At 70.4% G+C, this 24563-nt stretch carries 27 protein-coding genes and 2 pseudogenes; 23 read left to right on the plus strand and 6 right to left on the minus strand.

Features of this window, described 5'->3' with window-relative positions; all coding sequences use genetic code 11:
- Positions 1 to 53 precede the first annotated feature (53 nt).
- Entirely contained in the window at positions 54 to 782 is a 729-nt protein-coding gene (locus ABZ862_RS05265) for a hypothetical protein (protein WP_360952489.1), read from the plus strand.
- 84 nt (positions 783 to 866) lie between these two features.
- On the opposite strand, the gene ABZ862_RS05270 is transcribed toward ABZ862_RS05265, so the two are convergent.
- Together ABZ862_RS05270 and ABZ862_RS05275 are read right to left on the minus strand one after the other, a co-directional pair.
- A complete protein-coding gene (locus ABZ862_RS05270; protein WP_360952492.1) occupies positions 867 to 1673 on the minus strand; it encodes an SAM-dependent methyltransferase in 807 nt (268 codons plus the stop codon).
- Between the two features lie 210 nt (positions 1674 to 1883).
- The gene (locus ABZ862_RS05275) at positions 1884 to 3623 is read right to left on the minus strand and encodes a glycosyl hydrolase family 18 protein (RefSeq protein ID WP_360952495.1); all 1740 of its coding nucleotides are present in this window, start codon (positions 3621 to 3623) and stop codon (positions 1884 to 1886) included.
- 487 nt (positions 3624 to 4110) lie between these two features.
- On the opposite strand from ABZ862_RS05275, the pseudogene ABZ862_RS05280 reads away from it, so the two are divergent.
- The 15 genes and pseudogenes from ABZ862_RS05280 to ABZ862_RS05350 form a co-directional block, all read left to right on the plus strand.
- Positions 4111 to 4953, plus strand: a pseudogene (locus ABZ862_RS05280) (hypothetical protein); the annotation flags it as partial.
- Positions 4954 to 5413: 460 nt separating this feature from the next.
- On the plus strand, positions 5414 to 6121 hold the full coding sequence (cpaB, locus tag ABZ862_RS05285; RefSeq protein WP_360952498.1) for a Flp pilus assembly protein CpaB: 708 nt from the start codon (positions 5414 to 5416) through the stop codon (positions 6119 to 6121).
- A 9-nt stretch (positions 6122 to 6130) separates the two neighbouring features.
- Positions 6131 to 7381 carry an AAA family ATPase gene (locus ABZ862_RS05290; protein ID WP_360952501.1) on the plus strand — a complete coding sequence of 417 codons (1251 nt, stop codon included), beginning with the start codon at positions 6131 to 6133 and terminating at the stop codon, positions 7379 to 7381.
- 116 nt (positions 7382 to 7497) lie between these two features.
- Positions 7498 to 7827 carry a pilus assembly protein gene (locus ABZ862_RS05295; protein ID WP_360953104.1) on the plus strand — a complete coding sequence of 110 codons (330 nt, stop codon included), beginning with the start codon at positions 7498 to 7500 and terminating at the stop codon, positions 7825 to 7827.
- A 1-nt stretch (position 7828) separates the two neighbouring features.
- A complete protein-coding gene (locus ABZ862_RS05300) occupies positions 7829 to 8203 on the plus strand; it encodes a TadE/TadG family type IV pilus assembly protein (protein ID WP_360952504.1) in 375 nt (124 codons plus the stop codon).
- A 64-nt stretch (positions 8204 to 8267) separates the two neighbouring features.
- The gene (locus ABZ862_RS05305) at positions 8268 to 9608 is read left to right on the plus strand and encodes a CpaF family protein (protein ID WP_360952507.1); all 1341 of its coding nucleotides are present in this window, start codon (positions 8268 to 8270) and stop codon (positions 9606 to 9608) included.
- 12 nt (positions 9609 to 9620) lie between these two features.
- A complete protein-coding gene (locus tag ABZ862_RS05310) occupies positions 9621 to 10565 on the plus strand; it encodes a type II secretion system F family protein (RefSeq protein ID WP_360952510.1) in 945 nt (314 codons plus the stop codon).
- Between the two features lie 39 nt (positions 10566 to 10604).
- On the plus strand, positions 10605 to 11492 hold the full coding sequence (locus ABZ862_RS05315) for a DUF5936 domain-containing protein (RefSeq protein ID WP_360952513.1): 888 nt from the start codon (positions 10605 to 10607) through the stop codon (positions 11490 to 11492).
- A 439-nt stretch (positions 11493 to 11931) separates the two neighbouring features.
- Positions 11932 to 12162: a hypothetical protein gene (locus ABZ862_RS05320; RefSeq protein WP_360952516.1), complete on the plus strand. Its 231-nt coding sequence runs from the start codon at positions 11932 to 11934 to the stop codon at positions 12160 to 12162.
- Entirely contained in the window at positions 12162 to 12749 is a 588-nt protein-coding gene (locus ABZ862_RS05325) for a pilus assembly protein TadG-related protein (protein WP_360952519.1), read from the plus strand. The genes ABZ862_RS05320 and ABZ862_RS05325 overlap by 1 nt, the downstream gene beginning before the upstream one ends.
- A 34-nt stretch (positions 12750 to 12783) precedes the next feature.
- Positions 12784 to 13368 (plus strand): hypothetical protein, encoded by a 585-nt coding sequence (locus ABZ862_RS05330; RefSeq protein ID WP_360952522.1) that lies wholly within the window; start codon positions 12784 to 12786, stop codon positions 13366 to 13368.
- 10 nt (positions 13369 to 13378) lie between these two features.
- Positions 13379 to 14020, plus strand: coding sequence for an OmpA family protein (locus tag ABZ862_RS05335; protein WP_360952525.1), 642 nt, complete (start codon positions 13379 to 13381; stop codon positions 14018 to 14020).
- A 55-nt stretch (positions 14021 to 14075) separates the two neighbouring features.
- Positions 14076 to 14360: pseudogene (locus tag ABZ862_RS05340) on the plus strand (hypothetical protein); the annotation flags it as partial.
- Between the two features lie 193 nt (positions 14361 to 14553).
- On the plus strand, positions 14554 to 14931 hold the full coding sequence (locus ABZ862_RS05345; RefSeq protein WP_360952528.1) for a type II toxin-antitoxin system RelE/ParE family toxin: 378 nt from the start codon (positions 14554 to 14556) through the stop codon (positions 14929 to 14931).
- Positions 14928 to 15266, plus strand: a complete 339-nt coding sequence (locus tag ABZ862_RS05350) for an XRE family transcriptional regulator (protein ID WP_360952531.1) — start codon at positions 14928 to 14930, stop codon at positions 15264 to 15266. Before ABZ862_RS05345 ends, ABZ862_RS05350 begins: the two co-directional genes overlap by 4 nt.
- A 116-nt stretch (positions 15267 to 15382) precedes the next feature.
- Here ABZ862_RS05350 and ABZ862_RS05355 read toward each other — a convergent pair whose 3' ends face one another.
- Together ABZ862_RS05355 and ABZ862_RS05360 are read right to left on the minus strand one after the other, a co-directional pair.
- A complete protein-coding gene (locus ABZ862_RS05355; RefSeq protein ID WP_360952534.1) occupies positions 15383 to 15601 on the minus strand; it encodes a hypothetical protein in 219 nt (72 codons plus the stop codon).
- Positions 15602 to 15611: 10 nt separating this feature from the next.
- Positions 15612 to 16031 (minus strand): DUF5753 domain-containing protein, encoded by a 420-nt coding sequence (locus ABZ862_RS05360; protein WP_360952537.1) that lies wholly within the window; start codon positions 16029 to 16031, stop codon positions 15612 to 15614.
- Between ABZ862_RS05360 and ABZ862_RS05365 the strand changes: the two genes are divergently transcribed.
- Positions 16030 to 16365 (plus strand): hypothetical protein, encoded by a 336-nt coding sequence (locus tag ABZ862_RS05365; RefSeq protein ID WP_360952540.1) that lies wholly within the window; start codon positions 16030 to 16032, stop codon positions 16363 to 16365. The genes ABZ862_RS05360 and ABZ862_RS05365 overlap by 2 nt on opposite strands.
- A 72-nt stretch (positions 16366 to 16437) precedes the next feature.
- On the opposite strand, the gene ABZ862_RS05370 is transcribed toward ABZ862_RS05365, so the two are convergent.
- The gene (locus ABZ862_RS05370; protein WP_360952543.1) at positions 16438 to 17895 is read right to left on the minus strand and encodes an FG-GAP and VCBS repeat-containing protein; all 1458 of its coding nucleotides are present in this window, start codon (positions 17893 to 17895) and stop codon (positions 16438 to 16440) included.
- 250 nt (positions 17896 to 18145) lie between these two features.
- On the opposite strand from ABZ862_RS05370, the gene ABZ862_RS05375 reads away from it, so the two are divergent.
- A complete protein-coding gene (locus ABZ862_RS05375; RefSeq protein ID WP_360952546.1) occupies positions 18146 to 18721 on the plus strand; it encodes a hypothetical protein in 576 nt (191 codons plus the stop codon).
- Here the strand turns inward: ABZ862_RS05375 and ABZ862_RS05380 are convergent.
- Positions 18718 to 19107, minus strand: coding sequence for a DUF192 domain-containing protein (locus ABZ862_RS05380; protein ID WP_360952549.1), 390 nt, complete (start codon positions 19105 to 19107; stop codon positions 18718 to 18720). The two genes, ABZ862_RS05375 and ABZ862_RS05380, sit on opposite strands and share 4 nt — an antisense overlap.
- 95 nt (positions 19108 to 19202) lie before the next feature.
- Here ABZ862_RS05380 and ABZ862_RS05385 point away from each other — a divergent pair, with 95 nt between their 5' ends.
- From ABZ862_RS05385 to ABZ862_RS05405, 5 genes are all read left to right on the plus strand, one after another.
- Positions 19203 to 19979, plus strand: a complete 777-nt coding sequence (locus ABZ862_RS05385; RefSeq protein ID WP_360952552.1) for an A24 family peptidase — start codon at positions 19203 to 19205, stop codon at positions 19977 to 19979.
- Between the two features lie 69 nt (positions 19980 to 20048).
- On the plus strand, positions 20049 to 20624 hold the full coding sequence (locus ABZ862_RS05390) for a dihydrofolate reductase family protein (protein WP_360952555.1): 576 nt from the start codon (positions 20049 to 20051) through the stop codon (positions 20622 to 20624).
- A 76-nt stretch (positions 20625 to 20700) separates the two neighbouring features.
- Complete coding sequence (locus ABZ862_RS05395; RefSeq protein WP_360952558.1) at positions 20701 to 21579, plus strand: LLM class flavin-dependent oxidoreductase; 879 nt, start codon at positions 20701 to 20703, stop codon at positions 21577 to 21579.
- 91 nt (positions 21580 to 21670) lie between these two features.
- Positions 21671 to 22528 carry a class I SAM-dependent methyltransferase gene (locus ABZ862_RS05400; protein ID WP_360952561.1) on the plus strand — a complete coding sequence of 286 codons (858 nt, stop codon included), beginning with the start codon at positions 21671 to 21673 and terminating at the stop codon, positions 22526 to 22528.
- 1050 nt (positions 22529 to 23578) lie between these two features.
- The gene (locus ABZ862_RS05405; RefSeq protein ID WP_360952564.1) at positions 23579 to 24352 is read left to right on the plus strand and encodes an isoprenyl transferase; all 774 of its coding nucleotides are present in this window, start codon (positions 23579 to 23581) and stop codon (positions 24350 to 24352) included.
- Positions 24353 to 24563: the final 211 nt, after the last annotated feature.

Genomic DNA, 24563 nt, shown 5'->3' on the forward strand with positions numbered 1-24563 from the left:
CCGCGCGTCGTCTTCCTGGACGAGGGGCCGAACGTGTGACGGAGGAAAAGGGTGTGAACGGGGAGGAAGGCCGGGTCGGCTGGTTCCCGCACAGCAATGTCGTCCATACTGCCCCGGTGGACCAGCGCATAGGACCGAGCAGCCAGCCCCTGGGGGGCGCGGGATTCGACCCGGCCTTCATCCCCGGGCTCACCGCCCCCACGAAGCCGGGTCCGGACCCCGCGGATGCCCCGGCGGACTCGGAGGCCCCGGAGGACGAGGTCCCGGCGACCGGGAAGCCCTCCCCGACCACCCCCGCCCCCCGCAGGACGGCGGAGGACACCGCCGCGGAGGCCGAGGACGCCGAGGTCGCCGAGACCACGGAGGAAGCCGGGGCGGCGGTCGGCACGGCCTCGCCGGAATCCTCCGATTCGCCGGAATCCTCCGAGTCGTCGGAGCCAGCGGCTTCCGCCGCCGCCGACGACCCTGAGGATGCCCCCGCAGATGCCGACGACGCCTCCGCCGAGGACCCGGTCTTCGAGGCGTCCGACCGCCGTGCCCGCATAGTGGCCGACCGCGACGGCGTGCGCCTCAGCCTCGACGAGGAGTCCTGCGAGTTCCACTGGGACGAGATCGGCGCGGTGGAGACGGAGACGCCCCGTTTCGGCAAGCGTTTCACCATCACGGTGCACACCCCCGACCGCCGCTGGTACCCGATCGAGATCGAGGCGACGGCCAGGAGCCGCTTCAAGGAGTGGGAAACGCAGTTGGACGAGGTCCTGGACGCCTACTTCCAGGAGTGACGGCACGAGGCCGGTCATCCGCCCCAAAGCGGTGATCGGCCTCGCCCGGCCGGCTCGACCGGTGCCGCGGGCCGCCGCCCTCCGTCAGGGCTTGCGGGCGACGCCGACGTACAGCGGGACGCGGCCGTCGTGCGGTCCGCGGCCGGGCTCGGGGTACCAGTCGGTGGCGACCTGGACGCCCGGCTCGAGGAGTTCGAGTCCCTCGAAGAAGCGGGCGAACTCGGCGCGGGAACGGACCTGCGCGGGGACCCCGCTGTCCCGGTAGATGCCCACGATCTTGTCCCAGGTCTCCGGGGCGAAGTCCCCCGTGACGTGCGAGAGCACGAGGTGACTGCCGGGGGGAAGGGCTGCGAGGAAACCCTTCACCAGGTCGTGGGGCCGGTGCTCGTCGGAGAGGAAGTGGAGGAGGGCGACCATGGACAGGGCGATCGGCTGCTCGAAGTCCAGGACCTTCCGCGCCTCCTCGATGATCCTCCCGGGCTCCCTCGCGTCGGCCTCGATGTAACGGGTCACTCCGTCGGGGGTGCTCCTCAGCAGGGCTTCCGCGTGGCGCAGCACGATGGGGTCGTTGTCCACGTACACCACGCGCGCGCCGGGCGCGATCTCCTGGACCACCTGATGGAGGTTCGGCGCGGTCGGGATCCCGGTCCCGATGTCGAGGAACTGGCGTATGCCGCGCTCCGCGAGGAGCCGGCAGGCCCGGTTCATGAAGCCGCGGTTGACACGCGCGCCGCTGCCGATCTCCGGGAAGAGGGAGATCACCCGCTCCGCCGCTTCCGAGTCGACGGGGTAGTTGTCCTTCCCGCCCAGGTAGTAGTCGTACATGCGGGCGGGGTGCGGCTTGCTGGTGTCGATGGGCGGCGGCGTTAAGTTGTGCTCTGCCTCGTTCAACGGAAAGGCTCCTCGGACTCTCGCGGTGGTTCGCGCGGTGATCCTCAATGTACGGCGCCCTCACCTCGGCCGTCGTTCTCACGGCGGACGGACGCGGCGCCCGGCCCCCGTCGTGGACGGGGACCGGGCGCCGGTGCGGACCCGGAGGGTCACCTTGCCGTCAGACGGCAGGAGTTGCAGCAGGGGCTACGGCACGGGTTACGAAAGGGATCATGACAGGCCGTGGACGTGGGGGCCGACGGAGCCCGACCAGGCGCTGCCCGCCGTCGCGTCCCAGTTGGTGGACCAGGTCATCGCGCCCCGCAGGTCCGGGTACGTCTTCGACGGCTTGAAGGTGCCGCAGTTGGTGCCCTTGGCGAGGCAGTCGACGGCGTTGTTCACCACGGACGGGGAGACGTAGCCGCTGCCGGCCGCGCTGGTGGAGGCCGGGACGCCCAGGCCCACCTGGGACGGGGCCAGGCCGCCCTCCAGCTGGATGCAGGCCAGGGCGGTCAGGAAGTCCTCCGTGCCCTGGCTGTAGACCTTGCCGTCACAGCCCAGCATCGAACCGCTGTTGTAGTACTGGGTGTTGACGACGGTGAGGATGTCCTTGATGTTCAGGGCCGTCTGGAAGTAGCCGTTGGACGTCGACTGCATGTCGATCGTCTGCGGCGCCATCGTGATGACGAGGGACGAACCCGCCTTCGTGGAGAGGGTGCGCAGCGCCTGCGACATGTACGTCGCGTTGATGCCGTTCTCCAGGTCGATGTCGACGCCGTCGAAGCCGTACGTCTGCATCAGGGTGTAGACGGAGTTGGCGAAGTTCGTCGCCGACGCCGAGTCGGTCACGGAGATCGTGCCGTTCTGGCCGCCGACCGAGACGATGACCTTCTTGCCGGCCGCCTGCTTGGCCTTGATGTCCGCCTTGAACTGGTCGGCGGTGTAGCCGTTCAGGCCCGCCGAGTCCAGGTTGAACGTCACCGCGCCCGGTGTCGTCGTGGCGTCCGCGAAGGCCACCGCGATGATGTCGTACTGCGACGACACGTCCGAGATCTTCTGGACCGTCGCCCCGTTGTTGAAGTTCTGCCAGTAGCCCGTCACGGCGTGCTTCGCGACGGAGCCGCCTCCGCCGGTGTTGCCGCCCGACGCGGTCGTCGTCGCCGTGACCGCCGACGACTTCGCCGACTCACCGGCCGAGTTGGTCGCCGTCACCTGGTACGCGTACGAGGTGGAGGCGGACAGGCCGGTGATGGTGGCCGAGGTGCCGGTCACGGACGTCGTCTTGGTGCCGCCCTGGTAGACGTTGTAGCCCGTCGCGCCCGAGACCGTCGGCCAGGAGAGGGAGACCGAGGAGGACGTCGTGCCGGTCACCGACACGGTCGTCGGGGCCGAGGGGACCGTCGGGGCCGGGTCGGTGCCTCCGCCGCCGTCGGGGCCGTAGACCGAGAGGTCGTCCGCGTAGTAGGCCTGCTGGCCGTACCAGCCGTGCGTGTAGACCGTCACCGACTTCGTCGACGCGCCCGTGGTGAACGTCGTCGTCAGCTGCTTCCAGGACGTGGAGTCGGGCGTCCACGTCGAGACGTCCGTCGTGCCCGTGCCCGTCACGCCCAGGTAGGCGTAGCCGCCCTGCACCCAGGCGCTCAGTGTGTACGTCGAGTTGGGCTGCACCGCCACCGACTGGGTGCACTGCGCGTAGTCCAGGTTGGCCGGCGTCGCCTTCAGCGCCGACGAACCGCCGTGCACCGGCGACGACACCGTCGCGCCGCTGCTCTCCGAGCAGGTCCAGTTGGTCAGGCCCGACTCGAACCCGGAGTTCTTCACGTTGTTGACGTCGGCCGCGGAGGCGCTGCCGATTCCCGCGTAACAGAGGGCGAGCGCGGTGGCCGTGGCGCCGGCCGCCGAGACGATCCGGGTCCGCTTCCTTGCTCGCCTGCGGCTGCGGTTGCTGCCTCTGCCGGTGCTTTCGGGCATGTCGGCTACGGGGTCCACTGGGGCCTCCGATGGGGAGAGGGGTGGGGGGAAGATGTGGGGGACGGGAGGCATGGGGATGCTGTCGCGACGGTGATCACCGTCTCCTCCCGCCCCACCAAGTTGGTCCAGACCAATCGTCCGTGTCAAGCGGCGCGGACCAACTCCGGCAGTTCGGACGTGCGTTACGTCCTCCCTCCCCGGACATGTCCCGCGATGTCTTCCGGCCCGGCGATCCCATTCGTTACCTCCACCGGGGCCGCCGGGCGAGTAGGGGGCTCCCGGTGAGGGAAACGTGGGTGAGGGACCGGACCACGGTCCACCGTCGACCGAATGCTCTACCTGCCCCGTTTTGACGCGACTTGTGCGACGTGCTTGCCACCCGGCTGCGGCAGTGCTGTTCTCCGGCCACGGAGGCGTGGATACAGTGCTCACGTAGTCACGCAGTGAAGTCATCTCGGTGTGCCGGAGTGACACCGGTGGGCCGAGGGTGAGTAGCGGGGAGCTGCGCGTGCCAACTGCCATCGCCGTGACCAGCGCCGACCTGGCGCTGCCGCCGCAGGACGAGCGGACCATGCCCGCGGTCGTCCTCCAGGACCTGGACAAACGGCCCCTCGACCAGGTGCTCGCCGACTTCCAGACCCTGATCGACCAGTGCGGGCACGTCATCGTCGTGTGCTCCGGGGCCGTACCCGAAGGGGTGGAAGCGCGGCTGCACACCGTCCGGTCGCTGCTGGAGAGCGACCGCATCGCCGTGTTCCGGCCCGGTCTGCCCCCGCTCGGCATCGCCGTCCTCGCCCGTCAGCTGAGGCAGCTGGCCTCCTGCGACCTCAGCCCGGGGGTGCTCGCCTCGGCGGGACGGCTCCTCACGCACTACGTGCACTGCGGCGCCGTGCTCAACTCCGTGACCCGGCTGGACCGCGTCCCCGTCGATCTGCGCCAGCACGCCAAGTCCTGGGTGCCCGGCAGCCAGTTCGGCGTCGTCGCCCACCCCGAACCGCAGCTCGCCCGGATCGGGCCCGGCACCGCCCTCGCCGGACCGGAGTTCGGCACCTGGATGCTCGTCGCCAAGGGACAGCTCCAGACCGACTGGGTCAACGCCACCCTGGCCGCCGCCTGGAACGTGCTCGGGCTGCGCGAGTGCCCGCTGCCCGCCGAGTCCGCCCGCTGGTGGGGGACCGGCAGGCTCGTCGAGTTCTGCACCTATCTGCCGGACCTCTCGGTGCTCTACCAACTCGTCACGTCCGTCCGGCAGAACGTCTGCCACTGGTGCGGCATCGACGTCATCGGCGACCGCTGCGTCTTCTGCTCGGCCCTCCCGCCCGTCTACGACACTCCGGCCCCGCGCGCCGCCCTCGACGGCGGCAAGGGCGCCGCGCGGGACGGCGGTCGGGGCGGTGACCGGGGCGGCGGTCGTGCCCGCGGGTCCCGTGCCCTCACGGGCCGGGATTCCCGCGAGTCCCGCGATTCCCGTAACGCCCTCGACGGCCCCGACTCCCGCGACCGCAGGGCCATCGCCGGCGGCGGCACCCTCGCTCTGGAGAGCCGCGGTGCGCGGACCGCGCGGAACCGCCAGAACGGAACGCCGCCCGGCTGAACCCCGGCCCGTCCCGCCGGCCGCCACCCTGCCCCGCGCCGTTCACCGCCCGCCGCCCGCCGCCCGCGGTGCACTTCCCGCGGCGCACCCCCCCCGCCGTTCACATCCGGTGTCATCCGGTGCTCACCCCGCCCCCGGACACCCGCCCCGCCCACCGTCCCGCTCGACCGATATCCCCGATGAGGTTGTACGGTTCATGAACTCCCGTCAGCGCCGCGGCGTGATACTGCTGATCCTGTCGGTCCTGTGCGCGCTCGGCGCGTTCGCCGGCGTGCTCTCCGTCATCAGCGACGTGAAGTCGAAAGTCGGCCCCGAGGTCACCGCCTACCGGGTCAGGAACGACATCGCGCCCTACACGACGCTCTCCACGGGCCAGTTCGAGAAGATCGAGATGCCCGAGCGGTGGCTGTCCGGCAACGCCGTCACCGATCTCCGGCAGTTGCAGGGCAAGATCGCCGTGACGACGCTCCGCAAGGGCTCCCTGCTGCAGAACGACATGATCGTCGACCAGCCCGCCCTCAAACCGGGCGAGCAGGAGGTCGCCATCATGATCGACGCGGCCACCGGCGTCGCCGGGAAGATCACCCCTGGCTCCACGGTCAACGTCTACGCCACCTTCCAGGGCAAGCGTGACGGCGACCCCGACCAGTCGAAGATCATCGTGACCAACGCCCGCGTCCTCGACGTCGGCAAGCTCACCTCCCTGGAACCGGACAGCGGCAAGAACCAGCAGCAGCCCACCGACGCCGTCCCGATCACCTTCGCGCTCTCCACGATCGACGCCCAGCGCATCACCTACGCCGAGTCCTTCGCGCAGCGCGTCCGGCTGGCGCTCGTCGCCCCCGGCGGCAGCACCAGCGTCCCGGACAAGGACCGCACCTACGAACTCGCGACGGACAAGTGAGAGGCCGCAATGCCCACGAGGATCCTCCCGGCCATCGGTGACGTGGACGCCGTACGGTCCATCACGACACTGCTCAGCCAACTGCCCGACGCCGAACCGGTGCTCCCGGTCACCGACTCGACCATGCTCGTCGACACGCTCGCCCGGCTCGCCGCCGAGTCGGTGGACGAACTGCCCGAGATCGTCGTCGTGCACGAGCGGATCGGCCCGGTCCCGGCGCTGGAGCTGATCCGTGAGGTCGCGCTCCGTTTCCCGGCCGTGGGCGTCATCCTCGTCAGCTCCGACGCCGGTCCCGGACTGTTCGCCGCCGCCATGGACGCCGGGGCCCGCGGCCTGGTCACGCTGCCGCTCGGCTACGAGGAACTCGCCAACCGGGTCCAGGCGGTCGCCCAGTGGTCGGTGGGCGTACGCCGCCATCTGGGCCACGGCGGCGAGGTGTTCGGCGGCGTCGGCGGCAGCGTCGTCACCGTCAGCGGCGCCAAGGGAGGCGTGGGCGCCACCCTCACGGCCATCCAGCTGGCGCTGGCGGCCCAGGCGTCGGGGCGCAGCACGGCCCTGGTCGACATGGACCTCCAGACCGGCGACGTCGCCTCCTACCTGGACATCCAGTTCCGCCGCTCCGTCGTCGACCTCGCCGCCATCAGCGACATCTCGCCGCGCATCCTCGCCGAGGCCGTCTTCCGGCACGACAGCGGCGTCGCCCTGCTGCTCGCGCCGGGTGACGGCGAGCGGGGCGAGGAGGTCACCGACCGGGCCGCCCGGCAGATCGTCAGCGCGCTGCGCTCCCGCTACGAGGTCGTCGTCATCGACTGCGGCGCGCAGCTGAGCGGCGCCGGCGCCGCCGCCGTCGAGATGGCCGAGCGGGCGCTGCTGGTCACCACGCCCGACGTGGTCGCCGTACGCGCCGCGAAGCGCACCGTGCGGATGTGGGACCGGCTGCAGATCCGCAAGGCGGAGGAGACGACCGTCGTCGTCAACCGGCACACCCGGGCCACCGAGATCCAGCCGCCGCTGATCCAGCGCATCACCGGGACGGCGGTCGCGGGGACGGCGATCCCCGCCAACTTCAAGGAGCTCCAGGGTGCCGTCGACTCCGGGCGGGTCCACCAGCTGGACAGCAAGGGCGTGGTGAAGCAGGCGATGTGGACCCTCGCGGCGGAACTGGAGCTCGTCCGCGTCCCCGAGGGGGCCCAGCGCGGCGGACGGCTGCGCGGCGACCGGGGATCGGTGAGCTTCCGGCGGCGGGGGAGGGACGGATGAGGGCCAGGAGAGGGACACGGGGATCCCGGGGGACGAGGGGGACGAGGGGGACGAGGGTGATACGTCATCGGAGGTGGCGCGACGACCGCGGCCAGGTCGCCGTCGAGTTCCTCGGCATGACACCGGTCATCGTCATCACGCTGGTGCTGGTGTGGCAGTGCGTCCTGACGGGGTACGCCTACACCCTCGCGGGGAACGCCGCCGACGAAGGGGTGCGGGCGGGCACCGCGGCGCCCCGCGGCGCACGGTTCGGCGCGTGCGAACAGGCCGCGCTGCACGACCTGTCGGGGGCGTGGCGGGGCGGGGCGAGCGTGACGCAGTGCGGGGGGACCGGGTACGTGACCGCCGACGTGTCCCTCAAGGTGCCGGTCCTCTTCCCCGGCTCCATCGACTTCCCCGTCACCGTGCACGGGCACGCGGGCGCGGTGGAGGAGGTGAAGGACTGAGATGCCGGACCAGCACGCACCACGGCGGTGGCGTCGGCGGCGGTTCCGCGACCGGGGCCAGGTCGCCATCGAGTACCTCGGATTCATCCCGATCCTGCTGCTGGTCGGCCTCGCCGCCATCCAGCTCGGCGTGGTCGCCTACGCCGCCCAGCAGGCCGGGACGGCGGCGCGCGCGGGGGCCAGGGCCGCGTCGCTGGAGCAGGACGTCGGGGCGGCGTGCGCCGGGGCGGTGAGCGGACGGCTCGCCGTGACGTGCGGGTCGTCCGGCGGCGGCGACACGGTCACCGTCACCTCCCGCGTGACGATCCCGGTCGTCTTCCCCGGCCTGGGAAGCTTCCAGGCCACCCGGAGCGCCACCATGCCGGTGGACCACTGAGACGTCCGACGTATGTGAGACACCCCCGATCGAGGACTGCAAACGGTAGCGAGGAGCACGACCCATGAGCCTGCGGGCACGCATCAACACCCCCGAGGAACAGGGCGGGCGGGGTGAGGACGGCCATCTGGTCGCCACGTACCGCGCCAAGCTGCTCGAGGAGATCGACCTCGCGGAGATGAGCGCGCTGGCCGCCGCCGAGCGCCGGGCCCGTCTGGAACGGGTGCTCGGGCACATCATCAGCCGCGAGGGCCCGGTGCTGTCCACCGTCGAACGGGCCCGGCTGATCCGCCGCGTGGTCGACGAGGCGCTCGGCCTCGGCATCCTGGAGCCGCTGCTGGAGGACACCTCGATCACGGAGATCATGGTCAACGGCCCGGACGCGATCTTCGTCGAACGGGCGGGACGCGTGGAGCAGCTGCCGCTCCGCTTCGCCTCCCACGACCAGCTGATGCAGACCATCGAGCGGATCGTGTCGACGGTCAACCGCCGGGTGGACGAGTCGCATCCGATGGTCGACGCCCGCCTGCCGTCCGGCGAGCGCGTCAACGTGATCATCCCGCCGCTGTCGCTGACCGGCGCCACCCTCACCATCCGCCGCTTCCCGCGCTCCTTCACCCTCCAGGAGATGATCGGCTTCGGCTCGCTCGACGAGCACGTCCTGTACCTGCTCGCGGGCCTGGTGCAGGCCAAGTTCAACATCATCGTGTCCGGCGCGACCGGCACCGGCAAGACGACCCTCCTCAACGCGCTGTCCGGACTGATCCCGGACGGCGAGCGGATCATCACCATCGAGGACTCCGCCGAACTCCAGCTCCAGCAGTCCCACGTCATCCGCCTGGAGTCCCGCCCGCCCAACGTGGAGGGCAAGGGCCAGATCACCATCCGCGACCTGGTCCGCAACTCCCTCCGGATGCGCCCCGACCGCATCGTCGTCGGTGAGGTCCGCGGCGGAGAGTCCCTCGACATGCTCCAGGCCATGTCCACCGGCCACGACGGCTCCCTGGCCACCGTGCACGCCAACAGCGCCGAGGACGCGCTGATGCGCCTCCAGACCCTCGCCTCCATGTCCGACGTCGAGGTCCCCTTCGTCGCGCTGCACGACCAGATCAACAGCGCCGTCGACGTCATCATCCAGCTCACCCGGTTCGCCGACGGCGCCCGCCGGGTCACCGAGATCGCCCTGCTGGACAGCCACGGCTCGGAGCCGTACCGGCTCGCCACCGTCGCCCGCTTCGACGCACAGCCGATGGCCCACGACGGCCGGATCTACGGCGCGTTCCAGCACTTCCCGCTCACCCGCCGCACCGCCGACCGCCTCTACATGGCCAACCAGCCCGTCCCGCAGGCCTTCGGCGTCGCACGCAGCACGGATCAGCTCGCCACCCGAGTAGCAGGCAGGTAGGTACCCGTCCCCATGGAACTGCACAACCTCGTCCAGCTCACCACCGGCGTCACCCTGCTGACCTGCGCCCTGGCCGTGCTCGGCGTGCACACCTACGCCAGGGGCAGGGCCCAGCGGGCGGACCTCGTCGAACGCCTCTCGCACACCGGGCAGACCACCGCGACCGGCAGACAGCGCCGGTTCGGCGACCTGGACCGGCGGCTGCGGCGCACGAGGGCCGGCAAGAAGCTCGAACTGAAACTGGCCGCGACGGGCCTGGACGTCACACCGGGCGAGTTCTTCGTCTACATGATGGCCGGCGTCGCCGGACTGTGGCTGGTCGGACAGGCCGCCCTCGCCCCCTTCTTCGGCCCGATCGCCGGCCTGCTCGGCATCTGGGCCGCCCTCCAGTTCCTCAACTGGCAGCGCCAGAAACGCATCGAGAGGTTCATCGGCCAACTCCCCGAAATGGCCCGCATCCTGGCCAACGCCACCCAGGCCGGTCTCGCCCTGCGCACCGCGATAGGGATGGCGGCGGAGGAACTCGAGGCCCCCGCGGGCGAGGAACTGGCCAAGGTCACCAACCAGCTGGCCGTCGGCCACTCCATGGAGGACGCCCTCGGCGAACTCGCCGACCGCCTCCCCTCCCGCGAACTGGTCGTCCTCGTCACCACATTGGTCCTCTCCAACCGGGCGGGCGGCCAGGTCGTCGGCGCGCTGCGCAACCTCACCGAGACCCTGGAGGAACGCAAGGAGACCCGGCGCGAGATCCGCACCCAGCTGTCCCAGGTCAACATGACGTCGTACGCCGTACCCGTCCTGGGTATCGGCTCGTTGTTCCTGATGAACGGGGTCAAGGACGGCGCCCTGGACCGGATGACCGGGTCCCCGATCGGCCAGGCGTGCGTGATCATCGCCTTCGGTCTCTACGCCGTCGGCTTCGTCCTGATCCGCCGCATGTCCCGCATCGACGTCTGAGCAGCACGGCATCCGGCCGGGAAGGAGAGCACGAGCGACATGGCACTGCTGCTAGCCGCACTGATGGGCCTCGGCGTCTGGGGCGCCTTCGCGGGCATCCGCATGTACCGCGCGGACGTCAAGCTCCCGAGCGACCTCGCGCTCGCACTGGAGGTCGGCGCCACCCGCACCGGCGCCGTCGACTCCGTCATCGACCGCCTCGGCATGCGCTACGCGCCGTTCGTACTGCGGCTGATGGGCCCCCGCCTGGTCGCCAGGTACCGCACGAAGATCGACCTCGCGGGCAACCCCGGCGGCCTCACCATCGACCGTTACGCCGCCCGGCGCGCCGTCTACGGCTTCCTCGGCGGCTTCGGCGGCCTCGTGATGCTCATGCAGGGCAACTGGTTCGTCGCGCTGCTGCTGTTCGCGTTCGCCGCGTTCTGGACCGAGGTGGGGATCTGGGCGGCGATCCGCATCCGCCGGGACGTCATCGAGCGCACCCTCCCCGACTTCCTCGACGTCCTCGCCGTCGTCGTCAGCGCCGGGCTCGGCTTCCGCCAGGCCCTGGACCGGGTGGCATCGCGCTACGAGGGCCCGTGGGCGGACGAACTGCGCATCACCCTGCGCCAGATGGACCTCGGCATGAGCCGCCGCCAGGCCTTCGCCGAACTGCGCCGCCGCAACGACTCGGAGCAGGTCGCCATGTTCGTGTCGGCACTCCAGCAGGGCGAGGAACTCGGCGCGCCGATCGTCGAGACGCTGGTGGCGCTGGCCAAGGACATGCGCCGTACGGACGCCCAGAACGCCCGCCGCAAGGCCGCGCGCGCCGTACCCCGGGCCACGCTGGTGATCACCACGTTCATGGTCCCGGGAACGATGCTGCTGCTCGCCGCGGGGCTGCTCCTGGGCTCGGGAACGGACTTCGGCACGATCGCGGGACCGTGACGGAGCGGCGGACGCGTTGCTCGCGCGGTTGCGGTCGCAGCGTACGGGTCCGGTGCCACCGGAGGGCTCACGGGGCGCGCAACATAGCACTTCTGCACATGACTTGGCGGCCGGAACGCCATGGCTGCCGACTAATTCTTCAGAAAACCTTTCGCAGATGCAACCAAGTGTGGGACAGTCGTCCTCCGGGCGGAAGAGTGGTCGCCTGCCGACCGTTCCCGACAGCCGCGGTTCCAACTCGCCACCAGGGAGGCGGAGATCATGGACCTCATCACCGTCTCGATCTCGGCCGCGCAAGGGCTGGGGTGAGTGGGGATGGGGGAGCGGAGGAAAATCCTGGTCGGGAAATGGTCCGGGGTATGGGTCCTGGGGCCCTCCGGTGGGAAGACTGTCCAGTCGTACGTTGCTGGCACCGATAGCGAACCCGGAGGGGACCACCATGAGCGACCTGCTGCTGAAAAAGGCCGTCGCGGCCAAGGTGCGGGTGAACGGCTGGAAGAACACGACGGTCGAGGCCATGCAACGCCGGGCCGGCGACAGGGGTCAGACGGCGGTGGAGTACCTGGGGATCATCGCGGTGGTCGTGGCGATCGTGCTGGCGGTCACGGGTACCAGCATCGGACAAGCGGTGCTGCAGAGCATCTTGAACAAAATCAATCAAATCACCTGATGCATCTGCGCAAGTACAGCGACGCAGGGCAGGCCTTCCCCATCTACATCACCGTTGTGGCGGGCCTGCTCTTTCTTGCGTTCGCTTATTTCGCGGTGGGCCAGGCCGCGGCAAACCGCAACGGCGCCCAGACGGCAGCCGATGCTGCAGCGCTCGCGGCGGCTCAGGACACCCGTGACAAGCTCGCGGACCTGTGGGTCACGAACGTGCTCGATCCCACCAAGTGGCAGGACATCTTCGACGGAAATCAGGCGGTTCCTTCCTGCACGCGCGCCTACGGGCTCGCCGCGCAGAACGATGCCACGGTGCTGTCATGCGCGCCTGGTCTCTTGAGCTACACCGTGCAAGTCCAGACCGACGAGAGCGTTGGCCACTCCGTTGTCCCTGGCACGGAGAACATCAAGTCGACGGCCAAGGCCACCGCGGTGATCGAGGCACTCTGCACGTTCCAGCTACCGGGTGCTGATGCAGGGCCGGACACCCTCCCTCAGCTCACCTGCAAGGACCGGAACTGGGACCTGGATCCCAAAGACCTGAGCAACCTGCCTAAACCGCAAGACCTGTTCGATGTCCATCTGGCCGACTGACAAGCGAACGACGAGTGGAGAAGGAAACAGAGCAATGAGCATTCGGTTCACTGCGAAGGCCCGCAGGGGGATGGTCGCACTGACTGTTGCGGCCGGTCTGGCCCTCGGAGTGGCCGGTTGCGGCGGAAGCGGAGGTGGCGACGACAAGAAGTCCGACGCGTCGGCGTCGGCCTCGAAGGCCGGTGGATCGAACCCGAGCGCCCAGGAGGGGCAGTCAGAAGCGCCGCAGGCGGAACTCCACGGACAGAACGGGCTCCTTCTGCAGATCACCACTGCCGAAAGGGACTCGGGCGGATTCCTGACCGTGAACGGCAATCTGAAGAACGACGGCGCCAAATCGGTTGTCGTGCCGGTCCAGATGAGTGGCGACGAGACCGAGATCATCAAACACGGCTTGTCGCTCGGTGGCGCAACCCTGGTGGACTCCAAGGGCAAGAAGCGCTACTACGTGCTCCGCGACACCGAAGGTCGGCCGCTGACCACCACCGGCCTGGGGACACTGGAGGCGGGGCAGTCGCTGCCCGTCTTCATGCAGTTCCCCGCCCCGCCGGCGGACACCACCGACGTCACCTTCCAGCTGCCGACCTTCTCCAGCGGCACGATCAAGATCTCCGGGTGAGGCGGCTCCCATGACCCATACCCGGACGACGACCCCGCGCCTCGCCCTGGTCGTCACCGCAGCCACCGTGCTGATCGCCACCCACCTCGTCGGCGTCACCACCGCTCACGCCGACGACAGTCCCAGCGTGCCGCCGGGTACGGAGGCGTCGGCCTCGGCGCCCGTGCAGGTCGACCCCAACGACCCGGACCTGAAGCTCCCCGAGGGCGGCACCCTGGCCGCGCCGAAGGTGCTGGACATCAAGATGGTCGTGGAGGACCAGTCGGGCGACGAACGCCGTGAGGACACCAACACCGACGTCACCTTCGCCCTCCAGGCGGAAGTTCTCTTCGGTAAGAACAGTGCCACGCTGAACGCCGAGGCGAAGGCGCGTATCGCGGCGATCGCCGAGGAGATCAAGAAGCAGAACTCGACGCACGTCCGGGTGTTCGGCTTCACGGACAACCTGGGCAGCCACACGCACGGTGTCGACCTGTCCCGCCAGCGGGCCAACGCCGTTCAGGCCGTCCTGGACGACGACCTGAACGACCCGAACATCGTCTTCGACGTACGCGGTTACGCCGAGCAGTTCCCGATCGCGGACAACTCCACGGAGGAGGGCCGCAAGAAGAACCGCCGGGTGGAGGTGACGTTCCCGAGGACAGGAAACTGAGCCCGCCAGGGAAGCGGGCGCCGCGGGTTGGCTATCCACGGAGCGACACCGGCACAGCGAGGTAACGCACTACCTGTTCCCTACGCTGGTCCAGCAGCTGAGGCATCGCCCCGAGGTGCCGTTCCAGTGGAGGTGCCGGCAACTGCTGACTGTCAGGACAGGCGAACAGATCTGGGGTCTGCTCGACGTCCATCCCGACACCTTCGACAAGATCCCGGAGACCTTGGACGCGGAGGCCAAGAAGGACATCGTCAGCCGCACAGAGCATGCGATGACCGTGCGTGAGTGGGCGGAACGCACGGCTGTTGATGACGGTTCTGAGGAAGAGCCGCGGACCTGAAACGCAGGCACCCGGAAACGGGCTGGGCCGGCTGAGGAACCCGCTGTTCAGAGCTTTGCTCTGTGAGGCGAGCGAGAGATCTTGCGCCGATGCCGGGTCCCAGGACTTGCTGGATGCCGCACGGGTTCACCCGAAGGCGTGAGCTGCCCTGATCCCGCTTCCCTGAGTTAACGCTTGCATTAACTTCGTAGTCGTGGCTCAATGGGAAGTAATTCTGGTGGCCGAGGTCGCCACGTGGTACGACGCACTGGTCGACGAGGACTGGGACAGTGCGGAACAGGTGGAAGATGCGATCGACGTGCTGGCTGCGACCGGGCCGACCCTCGGGCGGCCGCTGGTCGATCGGATCAAGGGTGCCGAACAGCATCATATGAAGGAGCTGCGGCCAGGGTCGTCCGGGAGAGGGGAGATCCGCATCCTCTTTGCCTTCGACCCGAGTCGTCGCGCGGTGCTTCTCGTGGCTGGTGACAAGGCCGGTGCCTGGCAGGGCTGGTACGACGCCAATATCCCGCTGGCCGAAAAGCGCTATCAAGGCCATCTCGCCGAACTCGACTCCAGGGAGTACGAATGAGCAGCGTCAGCTGGGAGGAGACCAAGCGCAAGGCGCGGGAGCGTCGTATCGCGGCGGGCCTGCCCGTGCGTACGGCCGAGGAGAAGCAGGCTGCCATGGACCGGCTTGCCGCCGAGGTGCGGGCGTATCAGCTGGCCGAGGTGCGGCGCGACCAGGCACTCACGCAGCGTGATGTCGCCGCGGTGATGGGGGTTTCGGCGCCGCGCGTTTCCGCGATTGAGCACGGTGAGGTCGACCGTGCCGAGGTTGCGACCCTCCGGTCCTACGTGGAAGCGCTCGGCGGCAGGCTCCGGGTCGTCGCCGACTTCGGCGACACCGAGTACACCGTGGCGTGAACGGAGAGACTGATCTTGAACATCCGGCCGTGAGACGGAGAACACCGTCCCAGGCCGGAGATTCACGGCTGTGTCATGGATGGCGAGATCCCGCACCCGCTTCCCAGGGACGGTAGTCAAAGCAGATGGTCGGCCTTGCCTGCCTTGCCTGCCTTGCCTGCCTTGCCTGCCTTGATGTCGCGGATGAGCGTGCGGAGGGCTTCGCGGGTGCCGGTGAGGTAGGTGTCCTCGTGTCCGGCGACGGCGATGTAGGCGCTGCCTTGCTCGTCGGTGCCTATGCGGAAGCAGTTCGCGCCCTCGGTGCAGAAGGGGTCTTCCCAGGTGATGACGCTCATAGGGTGCTCCTCAGAGTCGGCCGGCGATGCCGTGGATGAAGTCGCGCGAGTCACTGGATGAGAGTGATGCGGTCTCCATCCAGTCCAATTGGGCGCGGTATTTATCGAGTTGTGCCTGTCCATGGAGGAACTCGGTTCCGTGCGCGGTGTCGAGTTCCACAGTGTCCAGTTGCGGCACGGGAGCCAAGACGTAGACCATGGCCTGCCCCGCTCCGGGGAAGACTCCGGCCTTGAACGGCACCACGCGTACGTCGATGTTCTTCTGCTCGGAGAGGTCGCACAGGTGATTGAGTTGGGTGCGCATGACTCGAGGGCCACCGAACTCCATGTGCAGCGCGGCCTCGTGCACATAGGCGACGTACGCGATCGGGTTCTCTCTGTGCAGGACTTGCTGGCGCTGCATCCGGAGTGCGACGCGCAGTTCGACCATGACCGACGCGGCCGTCCAGGTCGTCAGTGAACCGGCCGCCTGCGCCGTGCGGTTCTCGCCCGCCGCCGACGTGTACCTCTCCCTGCGCTACCGGGACGCGACCCTCCGCGTGGTCCTCTACGACAGCCACCCCCGCCACGTCCACCCCCACCTCGCGGCGGCCTGCGAGTCACGGCGGAGGGCGGCCCTTCGCCTCCTCCGCTGTGTCGTGCGCGCCTGTCAGGGGGACTGGGGCTTCGGCGAGGCCCGGGAACCGGGTGGCGGCACCCGTCTGTGGGCGGTACTGCCGTGGTCCGGCGCCCGCGCCTACGGACGGCCCGGACTCACCCGCTGACGACCCGGTGTGCGAAGGGGCGGCGCCGGAGTCCGCCGGTGCGCCGCCCCTTCCGACTGTCCGACTGTGTGCTCAGGAGCCGGACATGGAGTCCCCGAACATGGGGTCGTCCCCCGACTTCCCGATGCCGACGGACGACGCGCCGAAGCTCACCGCGCCGGTGGTGGTGACGCCCTTGGTGGAGCCGCGCAGGACCCACACGGCGCCGTCGTCGCTGTTTTCGCCGCCCGCGGCCACCGACAGATCGGCGCGGTCGTCCTTGTTGTGGTCGGCGATGTGGAGGGCGTCGCCGAACAAGTCATCCGACTCGTTGGTGCCCGGGACACCCGGGGTGCCCTGGCTGAAGGACTGCGCGCCGGTCCCGGTCAGGCCGGCGGAACTCCCGCGCAGCACCCAGACGCTGCCGGTGCCGGCCGCGGAGCCGATGGTCTCACCGCTCGCGCCGACGGCGAGGTCCGGGTAGTCGTCACCGTTGACGTCGCCCGCGGCGAGGGTGTCGCCGAACCAGTCGTTGGACTCGTCGGTGCCCGGGACACCCGGGGTGGCCTGGCTGAAGACGGCGCTGCGTTTGGTGTCGACGCCCGTCGCGCCGCCGTAGAACACGGCGACGTAGCCGCCCTTCGCCGGGCCGTCCAGGAGGTCTGCGAAGCCGAGGCCGACGGCCAGGTCGTCGTGCCCGTCGAGGTCGAAGTCGGCCGTGGTGAGCGCACGCGCGTACCCCGCTCCCGCCTCGGTCTGGAACACGGGCCCGGCCGCGGTACCCCGGTAGACGAAGTTGCCCGTGGCGGACCCCACCACCAGGTCGTCCGTCCTGTCGCCGTCGAAGTCGCCGGCGGTCAGCTGCACGGCACCCCTGGGATACGCCCCGGACTCGATCTGAGCGTCGAGGCGGAGCTTGCCGGCCGCGCCGCCGGACTTGGTGAAGCCGCCCTTGAAGATCCACACGTCCTTGCCCGTGGAGCCGACGGCCAGGTCGGCCTTTCCGTCACCGGTGAAGTCGCCGACCGCCAGGGACTGGCCGAACCGGTCGTGGCCCGACGGGTTCGGGTCGCTGATCGTCGTGCCGCCCGACAGGCCGGCCGAGCTGCCCCACAGGATCGTGACCGAACCGCCGTCGGCGTCACCGCTGACGTCCTCCAGCGGTGTGCCCACGACGAGATCGCCGTAGCCGTCCCGGTTGAGGTCGCCGTGCGCGAGTTCGGTGCCGAAGCGGTCGTCGGTCTCCGAGGCGCCCGGCACACCGGAAGAGCTCTGCGAGGTGGTCTTGTGCCGTGCGGCGCTGATACCGCTCGACGAGCCGTAGTTGACGACCACGGCGCCCGCCTTCGCCTTTCCGCCCGCGACGGCTCCCGGGGCGCCGGACGCCAGATCGTGGTAGCCGTCACCGTTGAAGTCGTCGGCGAAGCCCGAGGGTGCGGCGCTCGCGCCGCCGGGCAGGGTGATGAGCAGACCACCGGCCAGGGCGGCCACGACGGCGGTGGCGCCCAGGACGCGGGAATGCCGGAAGTGTTGGCGATGCGGCCAGGACATGAGGTTCCTTTCAGAACATACTTGCGGAGCAACGAAGTTGACCATTGACGTGCCTGCAGGGTTGTACGGAACGGGACACACTCCGACGTGGCAGAGGGCGTCACCATGGAGACGAACGGGAAGGGAGACGTCCGGACCGCGCTGAAACCGGCGCCGGTCCGGGCGCCGTCATCGTCGAGAAGGCGCGGCACCCGCCCGTCACCCCCCACATCCCGCCGCAGCCCCGCTTCCCCCACAGTCAGGAGCAACCGTGCCCCCATCCCGCCCGACCCCCTGGTCCCGGGTCGAGGAAGCCCTGCGCGAGCAGCGCGTCACGGACGTCCTCGTACCAGGTCGGATCGACCGGGACGACGCGATCACCCGCTTCACACCACAACCGCTCGTGGTGTTCGTCGTGCTGGACGAAGGGGCGCTGCGGCTGGAATCGGCCGGCCGGTACGACCATTTGGACGTCCGCTACGTCGACACGGTCACCCTCGACGGCGTCGAACTCTTCGAAGACGTGAAGGAGGAGGGCGATGAGGTCGCGCTCGCCTCGCTCTGCGAGCAGCTCTTCGGCGACGGCTGGGACCGCCTCCGCTGCACCTCGGTCCGCCGCTTCACCGACACCGGCGTCCAACCGGACCCGGGTGAGGGCGCGGGCCACGGCGAGGACGAGTTGAAGTGCCTTGCCCTGCAACTCGAGTACCACTTCTGGGTGTTCTTCAACCCGACCTGGACCTTCGGCATCAGGATCGGCAACGCCGAGGACATGCGCCGCTGGGAACGGGGTTACGGCGACCACCAGGAAGACGACGAGGAGCCCACCGGCCAGGGCGATGCCTAGGAACCCCGCACCTCCGCGTCCGTCCTCACCTGCACCGTCACCCCCACCCTCAGCCCCCACCCCGCCATGACCCCCGCCGCCGCCTCCAGCACATGCCGGGACCGCAGCCGGGGCCGGCCCATCCGCCCCGGTCTCATCGTGCGTACCGCGATGACCGTGAGGTGCCGGTCGAGGTAGGCCACGTCGATGGGGAAGCGCATCCGGAAGGTGTGGATGCTGTTGGCGGGGGACAGCAGGATCGCCCCGTCCACCGCGTCCCGCCCCAACAGCCCCCGCGTACGGGCCCGGTACGACACCGCGATCTCCAGCGGAACGACGACACCGTCACCGGGCCCCGTACCCCCCGCCACGACCAACTGCCCCCGCCCGTCGCTCCAGTGCCCCATGCCCGGCCACCCTCCCCCTCCAGAACGGCGTTCCCGCCGCACACTGGGCGCCCGAACCGGATGCCCCACCGTCCTTTCCCCACTAAGGTCCCCGCGTGCACGCACTCCTCCCACCGCTGACGGCCGCGCTGGCCGCCCTGGCCGCGCTCTGGGGCGCCGGAGCGGGCCTGCTGCTGCCCAGGGCCGCTCACCGCCTGTCCGTGGAGGCGGGGGAGCCGTGGAGCGGGAACTGCCCGGAAGGTCATCCGATAGCGGGTGCCTTCGGCGGCTGGGTGGGCCGGGCACGCTGCACGGAGCGGGTGCCGCCCGCGCCCGCCTGCGGAGGCTACGGCCCGGACACCGCGGGCACCGCGACCGTCACCGCCCTCACCTGCGCGGCCCTGGCAGCGGCAAGCGGCCCGCACCCGGAGACCGTCGTCTGGCTGCTCCTCGCCCCCGTCGCCGTGCTCCTGGCCCTCGTAGACCTCCGCGTCCACCGCCTCCCCGACGTCCTCACCCTCCCCCTCGCCGCCGCGACCGCCGTCCTGCTGGGCGTCGCCGCCGCCCTCTCCGGCGCCACCGGCTCCTGGCCCGCGGCCCTGCTCGGCGGACTCGCGCTCGGGGCCGCGTACTTCGTGCTGTTCCTCGTCAACCCGGCCGGCCTGGGCTTCGGCGACGTCAAGCTCGCCCTCGCGCTCGGCACCGCCCTCGGCTGGTACGGCCGGCCGGTGCTCGTCACGGGTGCCTTCGCGGGCCTCGGCTACGGCGCCCTGTACGGCCTCTCCCTGGTCGTCCTGCGGCGCGCCGGACGCCGGACGGCGATCGCGCTCGGGCCCTTCATGATCGCCGGGGCGTTCACGGGGCTCCTGCTCGGCGCGTTCGGCGCGAGGTGAGCCGGTCGGCGGCGTACGCTGCCGCACCAGTCGGATCGAACGGTGAGAACGGACGGAGTCGGTGGACCCATGGGGAAGATCGTCCTGGTGATGTCGGTGTCGCTCGACGGGTACGTCGAGGGCCCCGGCCGTGACATCAGCTGGCACCGCGTCGACGAGGAACTGCACCAGCACATGAACGACCTGCTCCGTCCGATGGGCGCGTTCCTCAACGGCCGGGTCACCCACGAGCTGATGACCTCCTTCTGGCCCACCGCCGACGCCGACCCGGAGGCGAGCCCCACCATGGCCGAGTACGCCGGGATCTGGCGTGAGAAGCCGAAGTACGTCTACTCCCGGACCCTTCCCGAGGGCCCCGCCGAGTGGAACACCACGGTGGTGCGGGAGGTCGTGCCCGAGGAGGTCCGCGCCCTCGCCGACCGGCCCGGCGAAGGCGACATCGCCCTCGCCGGGGCGGACCTGATTACCTCCTTCCTCCGCCACGACCTGATCGACGAGTTCCGCGTCTACGTCCACCCCGTGCTCATCGGCGCCGGCACCCCCCTCTTCCCGCGCCCGGGCACCCCGGCCCTCGTCCCCCTCCACCTCGTCGAGTCCCGCACCTTCGGCAACGGCGTCACCCTCCTCCACCACCGGCGCGGCTGAGAGCACAGCCGACCTCGCGTTCCGAAAGGGGACTTGTGGTGTTGTGAGAAGCGGTTCCGGCCGATAGGAAGATCCCATGACCGCACTCGGCGCCGTCTTCCGTCCCCAACTGCCCCCCGAGCGACTCCGTGCGCTGGCCCGCCTCGCGGACGAGACCGGACTCGAGGAACTCTGGCTGTGGGAGGACTGCTTCCGTGAGGGCGGGCTGACCGCCGCGGCCGCCGCGCTCGCCTGGACGGAGCGCGTCCGGGTCGGCGTCGGACTGCTCCCGGTGCCGCTGCGCAACGTGGCTCTCACCGCGATGGAGATTGCCGCCCTGCACCGCATGTTCCCCGGCCGGGCCGTCGTGGGCATCGGACACGGGGTGCAGGACTGGATGGACCAGGTCGGCGCCCGCGCCGCCTCCCCGGTCACGCTGCTGAGGGAGTACACCGACGCCCTGCGCGCCCTGCTGCGCGGCGAGCGCCTGACGACGGCCGGACGGTACGTCGAGCTCGACGGCGTAGCGCTGGACTGGCCGCCGCGGGAACCGGTCGAGGTGCTGGTCGGCGCCACCGGACCCCGCTCCCTCCGTCTGACCGGCGAGGTGGCGGACGGCACGATCCTGACGTCGGCCACCCCGCCCGACGGCGTACGCGCGGCCCGCCGCCTCATCGACGAGGGCCGTACGGCGGCCGCCCGCACCACCGGGAGCCCCCACCGCGTCGTCGTCAACCTCTACGCCGCCACCGGCCTCGACGCCACCGCCCGCCTGCGGGCCGAGCTGAAGGCCGAGGGCCTCGACACCGTCCCCGGCCTCGGTGCGGCGGGCGACGCGCAGACGATCGCCGACGCCGTCCACCGCCTGGCCGAGGCGGGCGCGGACACGGTCGTCCTCCAGCCCACCGCCGACGAACCGGACCCGGAGTCCTTCATCCGCTTCACCGCGGAGGAGGTCCGCCCGCTGGTGCCGTAGCCTCCGGCCGCGCGCTCAGGCCGTAACCTCCGGCCCCCGCCCCGTCGTAATTCAAAGGCACCGTCCGGCCCCACGATGCCAGGATGCCCCGATGGACACCACGGACCGCACCACGAACCGCCCCGCGGACCGCGCCTTCGCCTCCCTCGTCGCCGAAGGAGCCGCCGTGCCCACCGCCGGGTGGGACTTCTCCTGGTTCGAGGGGCGGGCCACCGAACAGCGGCCCTCGTGGGGATACGCGCGGTCGGCCGCCGAGCGGCTCGCCCGGGCCACGGCCGCCCTCGACATCCAGACCGGCGGCGGCGAGGTGCTCGACTTCGCCCTGGGCCGGATCCCCGCCGGCCACCTGCCCACCCTCCTCGCCGCCACCGAGGGCTGGCCCCCGAACCTGGCCAGGGCCACCGGACTCCTCGCCCCGCGCGGCGTCGTGGTCGTGGCCGCCGGGGAGGACGACCCGCTGCCCTTCGCGGACGGGTCCTTCGACCTCGTCCTCAGCAGGCACCCCGTGCAGCCGCACTGGGACGAGATCGCCCGTGTCCTGCGGCCGGGCGGCACCTACTTCGCCCAGCACGTGGGGCCGTCCAGCGCGTACGAACTCGTCGAGCACTTCCTCGGGCCGCGCACCGCCGACTCGCGCGGCGTCCGTGATCCGGAGCGCGAACGGGCCGGGGCCGAGGCGGCCGGCCTCGAGGTCGTCGGGCTGACGGCCGAGCGGCTGCGCATGGAGTTCCACGACATCGCCGCCGTCGTCCACTTCCTGCGCAAGGTGATCTGGATGGTGCCCGGCTTCACCGTCGCCGCCTACGAGCCGCAGCTGCGCGCCCTGCACGCGCGCATCGAGGCCGACGGTCCTTTCGTCGCCCACAGCACGCGCCACCTCTTCGACATCCGCAAGCCGGAGCCGGGCCGCGAGGAGCGCGACCCGGGCGGGGGCGCCCAGGGACGGTGACATCGGCCATACGGCCGTCCCGTGCCGCCGGATACCGGGGTGGCCGGGAACCGTCGGCCCGGTGTTTTCCGATTGTTATCAAGTGTCCCTCGCGTCCCCATCGTCTCTCCCGTAGGTTCAGACCAAGGTGATTCGCGCGAGCAAAGTGGCGCGAGCGGTGCCGTGCGGTGGAGGGGACCGCGCGGCACCGGTACCGCACGCGCGGTCCCCACCCGCGGGGCGGGCTTCGTGCTCGTCGGCGTGGTCAAGCGGACGCACGGCAGGGGGTCCCCCGTCGGAGGGACAGCGGGCGTGTCGGGATCCACGGCCCGGTGCAGGGCCCAATGTGCCGCGAATCCTCTCGATCGCTGGCCGGATGGTCCAATTCCCTGGGAATCCATAGTTAATCGGCCATGATCAACCCGTGAATCCACACCGTCGCCCCGCGCGCCCCGCTGTCGCGCAACTTCGGAGAGTAATTATTTCGCGGCAATGTGCGCGCCGGCACTTACAAAGGGTTATGGTGGAAACCCCCCCTCGGGCCGGTCCGTATCCCCCCCCACGGACCGGCCCGTTTTTTGTGCCCGCGTCTCCCGCCGCCTCGCCCGCCCGTCTCCCGCCGCGTGTCCCCTCCGTCTCCCGCCCGGTCCCGATGGCCTCCGCAAGCCTCCCTGACCGTCTCCCCGGCCGTCTCCCCGCCGTTTCCGGCCCCGCCGCCCCGCCCCCGGTCCGTTCCCCGGCCGCAACCGTCTCCCGGCCGCCCGGTCGCGCGCGCCCCGTGTTCACGCCCGCCCGCACCCCCGCCCCCGCCTCCGTCCCGGGCCCGGATCCTCCGCCCCGCCGCGCGCGGGGGTAGGCTTCGCCCCCGAGGACCGCCTTACGGACGTCCTGAAGGACCGCCGCGCGGACAGTCGTACGAGTCGTCGCACGAGTCGTACGAGACGAACCGTCACGCGGGCGTCCGCCCGGACATCCACGGACCGCCACTCGGACAGTGCCCGCCCTCTGCCGCCCCGTCGCGGCCGAGCCGTGCCATGCCTGTCCGATCCTTACGGAGGGGCTGACGATCACGTGAACCTGCGCGACAAGCTGCGCGGCCTGCTGGTCAGGCTGTACGCACGCCGGGTGGAAGGTCACCTGGACCACGCTCAGGTGCCCAAGCACATCGGCGTCATCATGGACGGCAACCGGCGCTGGGCGAAGGCGTCGGGCTCCACCACCGTGCACGGTCACCGGGCCGGCGCCGACAAGATCGGCGAGTTCCTCGGCTGGTGCGCCGAGACGGACGTCGAGGTCGTCACCCTCTGGCTGCTGTCGACGGACAACTTCGACCGGCCCAAGGACGAACTGGTCCCGCTCCTCGGCATCATCGAGGACGTCGTGCGCACCCTCGCCGCCGACGGCCGCTGGCGCGTCCACCACGTGGGCACCCACGACCTGCTCCCCTCCGGCATGCAGCGCACGCTGAAGGAGGCCCAGGAGGCGACCACGGCCAACGGCGGAATACTCGTCAACGTCGCCATCGGCTACGGCGGCCGGCAGGAGATCGCCGACGCCGTACGGTCCATGCTGCACGACGCCGCCGACAAGGGCTCCTCCCTCGAGGAGGTCGCCGACGCCGTCGACATCGAGATGATCGGCCGTCACCTCTACACCGGTGACCAGCCCGACCCCGACCTCGTCATCCGCACCAGCGGGGAGCAGCGGCTGTCCGGGTTCATGCTGTGGCAGACCGCCCACTCCGAGTACTACTTCTGCGACGTCTTCTGGCCCGCCTTCCGCAAGGTCGACTTCCTGCGCGCCCTGCGCGACTACGCGGCGCGCCACCGGCGGTTCGGCGGCTGAAAACCACCGTCCGGTCCGTACAACTGATCGAACGTTCACTCGAACGCGTACCCGGACAGCCCTACGCACACCCACCCGGAAACACCCCCCGTACCGCCTCCACCCTGCCGATGTAACAAGGAGTTCACCGGCGCGCCGTTCCGTGCTCCGGCATGGCGGTGCATGTTCGAGGGCATAAGCCAGACAGGTCGACATCCGAACCACGGATGTC

This window comes from Streptomyces sp. NPDC047000 (assembly GCF_040644295.1).
In the GTDB taxonomy this organism is placed as follows: domain Bacteria; phylum Actinomycetota; class Actinomycetes; order Streptomycetales; family Streptomycetaceae; genus Streptomyces.